12 protein-coding genes are annotated in these 13,071 nt (G+C 44.5%); 8 read left to right on the top strand and 4 right to left on the bottom strand.

What is annotated here, in order from left to right; all coding sequences use genetic code 11:
* Positions 1-6: 6 nt before the first annotated feature.
* Both I4V84_RS15795 and I4V84_RS15790 read right to left on the bottom strand, forming a co-directional pair.
* On the bottom strand, positions 7-1,050 hold the full coding sequence (locus I4V84_RS15795; RefSeq protein WP_195992876.1) for a beta-propeller fold lactonase family protein: 1,044 nt from the start codon (positions 1,048-1,050) through the stop codon (positions 7-9).
* Between the two features lie 30 nt (positions 1,051-1,080).
* Positions 1,081-2,427 (bottom strand): glycosyl hydrolase family 28 protein, encoded by a 1,347-nt coding sequence (locus I4V84_RS15790; RefSeq protein WP_195992874.1) that lies wholly within the window; start codon positions 2,425-2,427, stop codon positions 1,081-1,083.
* Between the two features lie 214 nt (positions 2,428-2,641).
* Here I4V84_RS15790 and I4V84_RS15785 point away from each other — a divergent pair, with 214 nt between their 5' ends.
* From I4V84_RS15785 to I4V84_RS15750, 8 genes are all read left to right on the top strand, one after another.
* Positions 2,642-3,430 carry a GntR family transcriptional regulator gene (locus I4V84_RS15785; protein WP_207748686.1) on the top strand — a complete coding sequence of 263 codons (789 nt, stop codon included), beginning with the start codon at positions 2,642-2,644 and terminating at the stop codon, positions 3,428-3,430.
* 35 nt (positions 3,431-3,465) lie between these two features.
* A complete protein-coding gene (locus tag I4V84_RS15780) occupies positions 3,466-4,398 on the top strand; it encodes a transglutaminase-like domain-containing protein (protein ID WP_195589643.1) in 933 nt (310 codons plus the stop codon).
* A 74-nt stretch (positions 4,399-4,472) separates the two neighbouring features.
* Positions 4,473-5,516, top strand: a complete 1,044-nt coding sequence (locus I4V84_RS15775; RefSeq protein ID WP_195992872.1) for a type II secretion system F family protein — start codon at positions 4,473-4,475, stop codon at positions 5,514-5,516.
* A 21-nt stretch (positions 5,517-5,537) separates the two neighbouring features.
* On the top strand, positions 5,538-5,888 hold the full coding sequence (locus I4V84_RS15770; protein WP_195992870.1) for a hypothetical protein: 351 nt from the start codon (positions 5,538-5,540) through the stop codon (positions 5,886-5,888).
* Positions 5,885-6,373, top strand: a complete 489-nt coding sequence (locus tag I4V84_RS15765) for a DUF4860 domain-containing protein (protein ID WP_195992868.1) — start codon at positions 5,885-5,887, stop codon at positions 6,371-6,373. The genes I4V84_RS15770 and I4V84_RS15765 overlap by 4 nt, the downstream gene beginning before the upstream one ends.
* Positions 6,374-6,434: 61 nt before the next feature.
* Positions 6,435-6,896 carry a hypothetical protein gene (locus I4V84_RS15760; protein ID WP_187565101.1) on the top strand — a complete coding sequence of 154 codons (462 nt, stop codon included), beginning with the start codon at positions 6,435-6,437 and terminating at the stop codon, positions 6,894-6,896.
* Positions 6,893-7,525, top strand: coding sequence for a hypothetical protein (locus tag I4V84_RS15755; protein ID WP_195992866.1), 633 nt, complete (start codon positions 6,893-6,895; stop codon positions 7,523-7,525). The genes I4V84_RS15760 and I4V84_RS15755 overlap by 4 nt, the downstream gene beginning before the upstream one ends.
* 4 nt (positions 7,526-7,529) lie before the next feature.
* Positions 7,530-8,600: a PilT/PilU family type 4a pilus ATPase gene (locus tag I4V84_RS15750; RefSeq protein WP_118584202.1), complete on the top strand. Its 1,071-nt coding sequence runs from the start codon at positions 7,530-7,532 to the stop codon at positions 8,598-8,600.
* Between the two features lie 131 nt (positions 8,601-8,731).
* On the opposite strand, the gene I4V84_RS15745 is transcribed toward I4V84_RS15750, so the two are convergent.
* On the bottom strand, positions 8,732-11,524 hold the full coding sequence (locus I4V84_RS15745) for a C1 family peptidase (RefSeq protein ID WP_195992864.1): 2,793 nt from the start codon (positions 11,522-11,524) through the stop codon (positions 8,732-8,734).
* A 111-nt stretch (positions 11,525-11,635) separates the two neighbouring features.
* A complete protein-coding gene (hisC, locus tag I4V84_RS15740) occupies positions 11,636-12,700 on the bottom strand; it encodes a histidinol-phosphate transaminase (protein WP_195992862.1) in 1,065 nt (354 codons plus the stop codon).
* Positions 12,701-13,071: the final 371 nt, after the last annotated feature.

Raw genomic sequence — 13,071 nt, 5'->3', positions numbered from 1 at the left:
CCTCTCTTATTCTATTTTCCCAGACAATACCTGCACAGGTACGGGAACTTCCACAAGGACCCGCTGATTTCCCAGTTCTCCCTCTGATTGCCTGTCAAAAATATATATTTTTCCTGTTTTCTGATCTGCTGCAAGCAAATGCTTTTCACTGCTGTCCAGACAAATACTTCGAAACCAGCCTTCCGGAACTACAACTTTTTGTTTCAAACTTAACATTCCATTTTCTTCAATTGTAAATCCAAAGATTTCTCCGGTTCCTCTCACAGATGCGTAAAGCATTTTTCCCTCTGCAATACACAATTCAGCCGCAAGCACACCCTCTGGCAAATTTTCTTCCAGAGATATGGTCTGGCACAGATTCCCATTGCAGTAAACAGAAATTGTAATATCCAGCTCATTTAATACATAGAGATATGTTTTTCCATTTTTCTCCAGTATTTCCATATGTCTTGGACCGGCTCCAGGTCTGACATCTATGGTTTCTTTTTGCAGAAGCTTTCCCTTATCTGTGTCAAAAGAATAAATCTTATCACACCCTAAGTCAGCTGCATACAGATCTCCCCTATGAAGGAAGCAGGAGTGAATATGAGATGCTTCCTGCCGTTCCGGATCCAGCCCTTTTCCTGTAAAAGAAATTTCCTGTAAAAGCTTCGGGCTGCCGGCTTCTGAAATGTCGATCACCTTTAAATCTCCACTTCCGTAATCAGATACAAAAAGCCTTTGTCCTTTTTCATCCTTTTCAATATGACAGGATGCTTTTCCAGGCATCTGAAGACCTACCTTTTTCACTGCTGTAAGCCTTTCTTTCTGAACCCCTACTTCATATTCCACAATTTCCGCAGCATTTTCACTTTCACTTACCGCAAACAGCCGGTTCTTCACCAGACAAACCCAGGAAGGATTCTGCATTTGTATGATAAAAGGAGTTCCTGCAACACCTCCCAGGGGCTCATTATACGGAATCAGATAGATACCTTTTCCAAGCTCCTGCTTCTCCAATACAGCAGGGGCATCATGCTGTGTATAGGTTCCGACAAGCAAAATATCCATGCTTTCTTCCATCTCCTTTGTTAATTCCTTTTACTGGAATTTCAGTTCATCTGACAATTCCACAACCATGTGTAATTCACCAGGTGACATCACCTTTTCTCCATGAATTACCACATTGTCAAAATAAAAGCCATGAGGTCTGCACACTTCATTTTTCATCTCAAAGCCACGTATAATGGATACTGGAAAAGCGCCTTCTGTAATTTCAATATTTTTAAAGAAAATATCATTTACCATGCCTCTTTCCCTGTCTCGTGAATACTTGGAATCAAGAGTTTTAATATCAATAAATTTTTCCTGGGCATCTTCAATTCGGATGTTTTCATAAACAATATCATGTACATGGGCACGGTCAGCGTTATGAATTGTCAGTACGCCACCTGACTGATTGCCCTCATACTGGCAATGTACAACATCACAATTTCTGAAAACAACATCTGTAATTTCGTCACACCTGGTTTCATATCCGATTTCAAGTGTGTTTCCAAATTCTGCATTCCAGAACAGGCAATCCTCAACAAGGATATGTCTCACATCTGTGCAGCCTGACGGATCCTGGAATTCCACAGCCTTAATAGATATACAATCATCATTTGCCCTTATAAAGCAATTACGAAGCACTACATTCTCACATCCGACTATATCGACGCCATCTCCTGTGATCACTTTTCCCAGAACATTTACGTCTTCAATCAGAACATTTTTACATGCAACCGGAACAATATGCCAGGAACCACCATCCAGAAGTGTGATTCCGCGTATTTCAATGTTCTCACCCAGTACAGGAACGATCAGTTGCTCTGCTCCATTTTCGTCCCATGCATGCCAGTTTCCTCCATACAGGATTCCATTTCCCAGAATACGGACTCTGTCTGCCATTCTGGAATAGATTCTTCCGCTTACAACTGCTCCGTACTCTATATAAACAGTTTCGTCAGAATTAAGCTGAAGGCATCCCACATTGTAGGCTTTTCCGCTTTCAAATACATAAGTGGCATTCTCAGGCTTCGGTATGTATTTTCCAGGAAGAACATAAAGTGGTGACTCCAGTTTATCGTCCAGTTCAAGAGTAATTCTCTTTCCGGCAGGAAGGCTTATGCTGATTTTGTTTCCCTCTTCTTTGAATGGTATCTGTACAGCTGTGGGACGGATAACCGCCTTCTGAAATGGTTCGTTTACTGTAACTTCTACCTCTGCCTTTTCATTTTCATCTAAGAAAGAAACAAAATCAAAAAATTCCGTATGATATACTCGCTGTTCCTTTCCGTTTATCTTAACCTGATACAGCTCTGATACCGGAATATCTTCCACTGATTTCAGTTCATACAGTGGTTTCTCGCTTATCTTTCGCGGTACAAATTCCTGTTTTTTCATCATTATGTTTCTCCTTTATTTTAATTTATTTTTTAAATTCGTAATTATGTTTATAAACATTACTATACATTGTTTTTTATATTTAGTAAAGTGTTTTATTTGACAAGATACTTCGCCTGTTTTTATGCATTTTGTATAAGAGATTCTGTTTTTTCCAATTATCGTTTGACTTATTTGTTTGATACATATATACTATAGGTTACTAAACAACTTTATTTTGAAAGGAAACATTATGGAAAAACTTCCTGCATACAAGAAATGTTATAACAAATTAAAATCCGATATAGATAATAACGTTTATCCCATAGGTTCCTATCTTCCCACAGAAGATGAGCTTGGAAAAATGTTTTCGGTAAGCCGTACGACGGTCCGGCATGCCATTGACCTTTTGGTTAAAGACAAACGCATAAAGGTAAAGCAGGGTGCCGGCACACAGGTGATCAATCCCAAAGAACGGGAGCTTACCAGCTTCTCAAAATTTCATAACGTAATAGACATAAACACTCTGTTTCCGGATAATGCCGCCCTGACCATCAGCGGAACCTGGATTGACCGTATTCCTGCAAACAGCCAGGTCGCCAGTGCGTTGGACCTTAATGAAGGAACAGAAGTCTTCCGCCTTCAAAGAGTGGTTTCCTCCAATGAACAGCCTGTGATAATTCAGACAAATTATATCCGTATTGATTTTTTCCCAGATTTAGATACCTACCGCGAACAGCTTGTAGATCTCTATTACTTTATTCAGAAGCACTACGGAATTAAATTTGAAACTGGCGAAGAACACATCAACATCAGCTCAGCTGATTTCCTTGATGCACAGATTCTCAACATTGAACCGGGATCTCCTATTTTTTTCAACACCAGAACAGCACACTGTTCACTGGGTCCTATGGAATACCTGGAAGCCAGGATCCGTCCTGATCTGTGCCATTTCGTGGTTCGTATGAAGGAACCACCAGCATGGTACGATCTTCCCGAATTTCAAAAATCCCTGGAACGTGTTTGAAAATGAATGATCAACTTATAAAAAGGAGCGGCGCTATGTCTAAACGCATTTCGGCCCTTCTGCTTTGCTTATTTCTATTTTGCCTGCTAATAGTTTTCCCAGCTGCAGGCTGCGGTCAGAACAGCAGCTCCGGTTCCGGCGAAGAACCGCCTGTTTTTTCCCCGCTGAAGGTTCTGGTTCCGGAAGCTCCGGGAACAGACACCATAGGATATTCACCTCTGATACTGGATATTTCAAATATCAGTCAGGGATATCTGACTGCTGTCAGTGACAGCAATGGTACCACCAAAAACATCCAGCTTTCCGCGGATGACGGCGTTGTTTATTCTTATTTTGTAAGCTCCGGCGAAAGTGCTGTCATTCCGTTTACCAGTGGAAGCGGCACCTACCAGGTATCCTGTTATGAGCAGGTAAACGGCAGTCAGTATGCCGCACTTTTTGCCCAGGCTCTGGAGGTTTCCCTGGAGAATGAATTTCTCCCGTTTTTGTATCCGAACCAGTATGTAAATTTTACCCCGGACTCAGAAGCCTGCAAGCTGGCTCTTTCTCTTCTGGCAGAGGATGCCACGGAACAGGAAAGCATTGACACCGTTTTCCAGTATGTAACCCAGCATGTCACCTACGACGAGGACAAAGCAGCCACCGTTGAGACAGGATATCTTCCTGACATAGACGAAACCCTCTCTACCGGAAAGGGAATCTGCTTTGATTATGCTGCCTTGATGACGGCAATGCTGCGAAGCAGGGATATTCCCTGTAAGCTTCAGATCGGATATGCAGGTGACATCAAGCATGCCTGGATCGATGTTTACATACGTGGAAAAGGATGGGTGGAACAGGCGATTACCTATGACGGGGAGAAATGGAACCGCATGGATCCAACCTTTACCGCTAACAGTGAAGATGAAGAGCTTATCAATTCCTATATCGGTGACAGCGCAAATTATACGCTGCAGTTTACCCGATAGCACAACGAAAAACGCCTCGCAGGTTCATGGATTTTTTCAGGATCTGCCTGATGTTTTTTCAGAGAGGACTTTATATGATTACCAAATTAAACAATCGGGAGCTGTTCCAATTCTGTGAACAGTTTTCCATCATATTACGTTCCGGAATGTCCGCCATTGAGGGACTTGCCATCTTAAATGACGACAGCCAGACAGAACGGGGCAAAGAAATTTTGACCTTTCTTTATAAAGACATGGAGGAATCCGGCTCCCTGGCGCACGCCATGGAGCAATCCGGTGCTTTTCCTGCTTCTGCTGCTGCTTATGTACGCACCGGCGAAGAGACAGGCTGTCTGGATGAGGTTATGAAGGGTCTGTCTGCTTTCTATGCGAAGGAGATTCAGATCACAGACCAGATTCAGAGTGCAGTCGCCTATCCCCTTGTTATGCTGGGCATGATGACTGCGGTTATTGTAATTCTTCTTGTAAAGGTTCTCCCGGTTTTCCGCCAGGTTTTCCGCCAGCTTGGACTGGAAATGAGCGGGATCTCCGGTGCCCTTCTTGGAATCGGCGAAACACTTAGCCGCTATTCTACTGCCTTCCTTGTTCTTCTGGCCGCGATGATCGGCTTTATCCTTTTCCTGGTTCTTCACCCAAAGGGGCAGGAACTGATCCGCAAAATCGTCTGCCGTTTTCCCGGCATGAAGGAAATTCCGGTAAATCTGGATTACAGTCGTCTTTGCCAATGTATTTCCCTGGGAATCCGAAGCGGACTTTCCCCTGAGCTTTGTGTGGAGCTGGCAGGGGCTGTGGTTACCCAGACTGAGATCAGGGAAAAGCTTGCTTCCATTCAGAAGCAGCTCGCGGAAGGATATGGATTTACAGAAGCCATCACGGAATCCAGACTTTTTAAGGCTATGGAGCTTCGTCTGATCTCCCTTGGTTTTCAGGCTGGTGCATCTGACGAAGTAATGGAAAAACTGGCTGAGCAGTATGAAGAGAAATCCACAGACTCTGTTTCCCACATTGTGTCAATTTTGGAGCCTACTATTGTGATCGTCCTTTCAATTTTGGTAGGACTGGTCCTTCTTTCTGTTATGATGCCGCTGCTGGGACTGTTATCTGAAATGATCGCATAACAACTGTAAGGGAGAGTGAAAATGGATATATTTGAAACCAGACTCATTCGTGTCAGGCGGATTTTCCGCTTTATTGTTCCAATCCTGTTCGCTGCAGTCCTCTGCCTGATCTTCTATCTTGGAATTGCACGTACACAGACTGATTCCCTGGAAAAAGAACAGGTTACTTTAACGCAGGCACTTGAAGGAGGTGCCATCCGCACCTACGCCCTCACAGGCCAATACCCTGAGAGCCTGGATGAATTGCTTTCAGATTACCATATTACCTATGATTCTGAGAAATTTGTGGTAGAATATGTTCCAAACGGATCCAATCTTCTGCCATCGATCAGCGTACTTCCGGTAAATGCCAGAAAAGGAGGTGCCAGATGAATTCCAGATTTACCCGGAAGAACCACAGCATTGATTCACTGGCAGCCCTGCTGCTTTTTGCAATGTATGTGCTGTTTCTTCTATTTCTGATGCTTTTTGGTGCCGGGAACTATCAGGCCTCTGTAAAAAGCCTGGACACTAATAACAACCTTTATACAGCAGCCTCTTACATCACTACCAAGTTTCGTCAGCACGATATTCCCGGAATGACCTCCCTTACAGAGCTTCAGGGAACACAGGTTCTTTGCTTTCAGGAAGCTATTGAGGGGAAAGATTACTGCACTTACATTTATTTTGATGGCAGTCATTTAAAAGAGCTTTTTACAGCATCGGATTCCCGGGCCGATCTTTCTATGGGGACCAACCTCGCACAGCTTCAGGATTTCCAGATTGGCGCTTTAGAAAACACTTTTTACAGAATCACATTAACGGACACAGATGGACATTGTTCCAGTTTTCTGCTTCATCCAGGGGTTCCTGCCTGATTCGCAGGCTCCTGAATTTGGGGCAGGTCACTTCTGAATGATGTGCTGAAAGGAAGTTTTTATGAAAAAAATCACTACCCATTCCAAATCCGGGCTCTTTCTTATGGAAATGATATTTGTCCTTCTTTTTCTTGGGCTGACCTGCGGTGTCTGCGTAAGACTGTTTGCGGCTTCCTACATGGCAAGGGTACATGCCCGGGAGGACTCTCATATCCAGGAACTTATCACCAGCGCCGGTGAAATTCTGGAAGGAACTGACGGCACTGTTCAAAATTTTCTGGCACTGATGCCAGATGGAGTTGCAGATCAGGACAGTATTTGCTATTATTTTGACAAGCACTGGCAGAATGCTTCCGAAGAAAGTGCATTTTATAAAATGAGGCTCGTCTGCTCTGCTTCTGACAAGGTCAAAGAAGTTCACATTACTTTCGAAAAACTCCAGAATGCAAATGAGGAAACCAGCCTTTATACACAGACAATTCGCTTTCCAGTTTTTTCCACAAAGGAGGTAGCAGATTCATGAAAGAAAAGAATCATCTTTTTTCTGCAACTGGAATTCCTTCCCTTTTTCTAATCTTCGGAGTTCTTATGCTGGTGATCCTGTCCTTGCTTGGCTATGGTACTTCCAGGCAGGATCTGCGCGCCAGCAGCCTTTCTCTGGAGCAGACCTCAGCCTATTATAATGCCTGCAGTGAGGCAGCTGATTTTTATTCAGATCTGGTTCAGACACTGGAAGGATTTCAGGCACAGGTAAAATCAGAAAGTTCATATTACAAGCTCGTCTCCGATTATCTGAACTCACAGGAGAATGTAAAATGGGATTCAGAGGAACATACTGCTGAATATATGAACGCATTTTCCGACACCCAGAGTCTGGCTGTGAAAGTTTCTGTATTCTGGACTGATCGTACGGCTGATTCCACAGCCTCTGATACTGTTGCCTCTGATACCGCTGCCTCTGACACTGCAGCCTCTGATACCGTTGCTTCTGATGCCGCTGCTTCTGATACCGCTGCTTCTGACCGTACTGTAACGAATAATGCAGGATTGGACGTGACCAGCAGCAATATCGCCGGGATTCTCTCCTGGAATACGGTTGTAACTGCAGACTGGAATCCGGACAACAGCCAGTCTGTCTACAAAGGAGAATAATTTTATGGAAGAAAAAGTAAAGGCTTTTCTGGAGCTTGCCACTCAGAAAAAAGCCTCTGATATATTTATTATTGCCGGTCGTCCCCTTTCTGTAAAAATTGACGGAAAGCTCTGTACACTGGATGGTTTTGAAGAACGGCTCATGCCTCCGGAGACAGATGAATTTATCCGGATCATTTACAAGCTTGCTCACGACCGGAATATAGAACCTATGCTGGAAACCGGTGACGATGACTTTTCCATGGCTATCCCGGGTCTCTCAAGATTTCGTGTAAATACATACCGGCAGCGTGGTTCTCTTGCCGCTGTCATCCGTATTATTGCATTTAATCTGCCGGATCCGCAGGATCTGCACATTCCTCCGGCTGTTATGGAAGCAGCTGACCTTACCAAGGGAATGGTTCTGATCACAGGTCCTGCCGGAAGCGGAAAATCTACCACCATGGCTTGTATCATCGACAAAATCAATCACAGCCGCGAAGGGCATATCATCACGCTGGAAGACCCTTTGGAATACCTGCACAGACATGACAAATGCATTGTCAGCCAACGCGAGATCTGCACGGATACTGCCAATTATCTGGTTTCCCTGCGTGCCACCCTGCGTCAGAGCCCGGATGTGATCCTTCTTGGAGAAATGCGTGACCACGAGACTATCCAGACTGCCATGACTGCTGCTGAGACCGGACATCTGATTCTTTCCAGCCTTCATACTACCGGAGCTGCCAATACCATCAGCCGTATTATGGATGTTTTCGAGCCCAGCCAACAGCATCAGATTGCCATTCAGCTTTCCATGGTTCTGCAGACTGTTATTTCCCAACAGCTGGTGCCGGATGTGAATGGGCACAATATTCCGGTTTTTGAGATCATGAGGCTTACCCCTGCCATTCGAAATATGATCCGCGACAACAAGATTTATCAGATTGACGGTGTGATCGCCTCTTCCTCCCAGGCAGACATGAAATCCATGGATAACAGCCTGCTGGAGCTTTATCGAAACCGCCAGATCACAAGAGAGACTGCACTTAAATATTCATCTAATCCGGAAATGTTAAAACGGAAGCTCATGTAATGGGCTTCCGTTTTTTTAATATCCGAAGGTTGTCCTGCTGCAAAAAACCTTATAGTTTTTACTATGTGCAGACTATCTTCTATTCCACAATGCTTTACTGTAAATTCTATTTCTTTTCTGCAATTGATTTCCTACTTTCTTGTAACTGCCGCCGATGCTTTATACTTTCCCTTTACAACACCATTGGGCTCTTTTACATAAGCACGCACATAATAACGGTACTTCTTTCCTTTTTTCACCTTCGTGTCTGTCCAGGTAGAAGTTTTCCCCTTCTTAATAGTAGCTGCCAGCTTATATTTTCCGCTTCCGGTTTTTTTGTAAATGTAATAGCCATCACACTTCTTCTGTGCCTTCCACTTTAATTTCAGACCTTTCTTCGTATTGGAAACCGATGAGACGGTCTGCCTGGAGGGTGCTGATTTATACGTTCCACTGGACTTGTAACTGCTTGCCACTGTTTTCTTATCCACAGTACAATAAGCTCTTACTGTATACTCATAAACGGTAGCTGATTTTATCTTTTTATCTTTGTAGGATGTAGTAGCTGCTTTCTTTATGTTTGCAAGCTTCGTCCATTTTCCAGAGGATGTTTTCCTGTAAACCACATAGCCTGCTGCACCGGAAATCTTATTCCAGTTTACTGTATTGTAAAGTCCGGAAGAAACCTTCACCGACACAGACGGAGTGGCAAGCATTGTCTTAGCCGCAGCTTCCGCGGTATAATCGGAATATTTCGCAGTACCGTTCACCATACTGTACGCACGGATCTTGTATGTATATGTAATTCCCGGCTGAACTTTCGTATCTGTCCAGGAAGTATCCGACCAGGAGGCGGTCTCTACCTTCTGATACTCTCCGCCGGAGATTTTTCTATAGATCTGATATCCGGAAACTCCGGCTGCTTTACTCCAGGTCAGACTGATCTGGTTATAGGTGCGGGCCGCAGCTTGAAAGGAAGCAGGTCTGGTTACATTCACTGCACTGCTCAAGGTTCTTGTGTGAGCTTTAATTCTTGCACAGGCACTTGGACTTGTTTTGGAAAAATCGCTCCATCCATTTTTCTCATGGTAACAGAAGCTCTGATCCGCCTCCAGACCAGCTTGAAACTCCACCCAGTCATAAGCACTGTTAGTCTCGCACAAGTATTCCACTGTGTCGGAACCGATATTGGTGAGCACTACCGAATAAAGGGTTCCACTCATCAGATTTACCTCTGGCACTTCCACTGTGGAAATACCGGCATGTTCCTGATAAAAAGTTACCGGATTGGCATAGGCCGGAGTTCCGCTTACCGGATTGCTCTTATCCTTCAGATTTGTATAAATCTGAATGCTGTAGCTTCCTCCGTCAGAGTAAGTAGCCAGAACTACTTCTCCAAGGGCTTCTCCGTTCCCATTTCCGGCTTTTGCCTGAAAAACATTGGCAATGGAGGAAATCCCACTGCTGCCGGAAGGATACAGCTTCAGCTTGCTCAGTGCACTGGAGCCATCATAGAAATAGTTGTTACGGTACTTCGGACTGGTGGTGGCTTCTGCTGCTACAATATTATAATTACATTTATTCTCATAGGAAATATAAAAATAACCAGCTTCTCCCCAGTCATCTCCCCAGCTGTTTCTGGCAATCCATGCCCCGTTTAAAGTAACATTGCTGGCAGAATTGAAATTTTCCCTGGAATAATTGTCATCCCATCCAATCAGGGTTATTGCATGATTCACGCCTGCACTTCCCGGGTAGCTGTATGCATACGTATACGGATTATAATAGGTATCATACATTCCAAAGGACATGGAAACAGATCCATATTCTGATATCAGACTTTTAATGTTATTTACAGAATAAGAGGAAAACGCTGCATTTTCCAGATATGCTGTGGTCTGGTATGCCATTTGGGAGGACGGCACCTTGTCAGAGTCCAGAGTATGATCTGCATTTGTCTCATAAGGAACCTGGGATTCCAAAGCCATACCGCTCCACGTACTCAGAAAAATGGCAGCCAGGGTCTGATTTCCTCCATCTCTGTAGGAATGGAGAACCTCGTTTTTGTCATTAGCTGTATTTCCAAGGGAATCGTTCATTCGGTGGGCAAAGAAATATGCCAGATGTTCTTCTGACAGATCAAACAGTCCAGCTCCTGCCTGCAAAAATGAGATTTCCAGGTTGGCAGCCAATGTGTATGCCCAGCACATATTGGAAGGCTTTTGATTCCTTACCGGGATGGAAATACTGCTTCGGGGATCGTATTTCGCAGGATAAGACGCAGCTCTGGCAGCACCTACGCTTCCTGTATCACCATTCCCATTGCCAGATGGCGGGTCTACATAGCTTATGGGCTGCAGCTCACGGATCGGCTCCAACTGAGCCTCAATCTCCGCATCGGTCAGATCGTCTTCACTTTTCTCTTCTTCGGCAGAATCCGGATCCATGCTGCCAAAGCCAAAATCTTGTTCCTGAAGTTCATCAGTACCACCATCTGAGAAACCGTCTGACAGGTCTTCCGATTGGGAGGGATTTCCATCTGTCATGCCTGTGAAGCTGGCATTGCCTGACTGACCGGCATCGTCTTCCGTACTTCCATTGCCAGCCTGGCTGTCATCGCCTTCTGCACTTCCATTGCCAGCCTGACTGTCACCGTCTTCTACACTTCCATTGCTAGCCTGGCTGTCATCAGCTAAAGTGCTTCCGCTCCCTGACTGATCATCACCTGCTGAAAAATCATCCTGCACATAAAACTCTTCCGCAGTCATCGCATCCGACGACACAGCTGATACAGCGTCTCCTGCGCTTTCCATTTCCACACTTTCCGTCCAGACCATACTCTGCCCGGCAATATCTGCTGCCTGAATAGGCAAGCTTGTAAAAATCAGGGACTGGGCAAGTAACAGACTTACAGCTGCTTTTTTCAATAATTTCTTATATTTCATATTTACTCCTGTCGTTCTGAGCTTCCTGTTTCGGAGTATTTTTCACACAGGCTCCAGAGCGTATTAAAAAATCACCAGAACAGAATTTTCGTTCAAACAGATATTTTTCACTTATTTATGATTTTTTATATATTTTTCCAGAAAATGTATTAATTTCTCCATTTCTTCCTGAGTCCCTACCGTGATCCGCAAATGATTGTCAATCCTCGGCTTCGGGAAGTATCTTACATAAATATGCTCCTGACGAAGGGCCTCAAAAATTTCTTTGGCCGGACAGCTTTTGTGAGAAGCAAAGATAAAGTTGGTCTTAGAATCCGGGAATGTGAAACCAAGGGCAGCCAGTTCTTTCTTCGCCCATTCTCTGGTAGCAATAATCTTCTCACAGGTTTCTGTAAAATATGCTTTATCCTGGATAGCTGCCACACCGGTTGCAAGAGTGGTACGATCCATAGTGTAGGAATTGAAGGAATATTTTACATCGTTCAGAAAACTGATCAGCTGTGGATGGCCGCACGCAAAGCCGATACGCATTCCAGCCATGGAACGGGATTTGGAGAAGGTCTGAACTACCAGGAGATTGTCATATTTCTCTATAAGCTCCAGTGCTGATTTCGCTCCGAAATCTACATATGCTTCATCTACGATCACAATGACGTCCCGGTTGTGTAAGAGAATCTCCTCGATGTCACCGAGGGGCAGCTCCACTCCTGTAGGTGCATTGGGGTTCGGAAAAATAATTCCACCGTTTTCTCCGAAGTAATCTTCTTTGCGGATACAGAAGTTCTCATCGAGAGCTTTACATTCATATGGGATTCTGAAAAGATCCGCCCATACGTCATAGAAAGAATAGGTGATATCGGGAAAAAGGATCGGTTTATCTGAGTTAAAGAAGGTGAGGAAGCTCATGGCAAGTACATCATCTGAGCCAACACCTACAAAAACCTGCTCGTCTTTCAGTCCATAGCTCCGGGCAATTGCATGTATCAGGTCGCCAGCTGTAGGGTCCGGATAAAGGCGGAGGGTATCTGGCTGAATCCCGTGTAATGCTTTCTCCACGCCTGGTGCAGGGGGATATGGGTTCTCGTTTGTGTTCAGCTTGATCATGTCCGGCTGGTTGGGCTGCTCGCCGGGTGTATAAGGTACTACTTTACGAATGTTTGCTTCCCATGTATTCATTTCGGTCCATCCTCGCTTCTTCGTATTTTTATTATAATTTCTTTTTGAAAAAATCTGTAGTATGCATGTTTCTGCATAGTTATTAGTATTTTACTTTTTTCCTTGGAGTTTGTCAAATTTCGCTGTGGGGTGTTGCGGTACTTCTGTCTGCGGTTATATTGCTATTTTGTGGATTGGTCGTTATTCCGGACGCGATTTCACAATGTATATTCACCGCCGCGCGTCGCAACGTTCCGGCAAGCTAATGACTAACTACGACTAAGACGCTCAGGAGAACCTTCGCGCCTAAGTCTCCGTAAGTCATGGATCTCGCCTCCACTAAAACCGCTCCTGAAATGCGCGGCTTGCGAATATACATTGCAAAATCGCTG

The organism is Ruminococcus sp. 1001713B170207_170306_F1, assembly GCF_015668065.1.
GTDB classification, from domain to species: domain Bacteria; phylum Bacillota; class Clostridia; order Lachnospirales; family Lachnospiraceae; genus Blautia_A; species Blautia_A faecis.
This window is presented reverse-complemented; position numbering and strand designations above follow the sequence as displayed.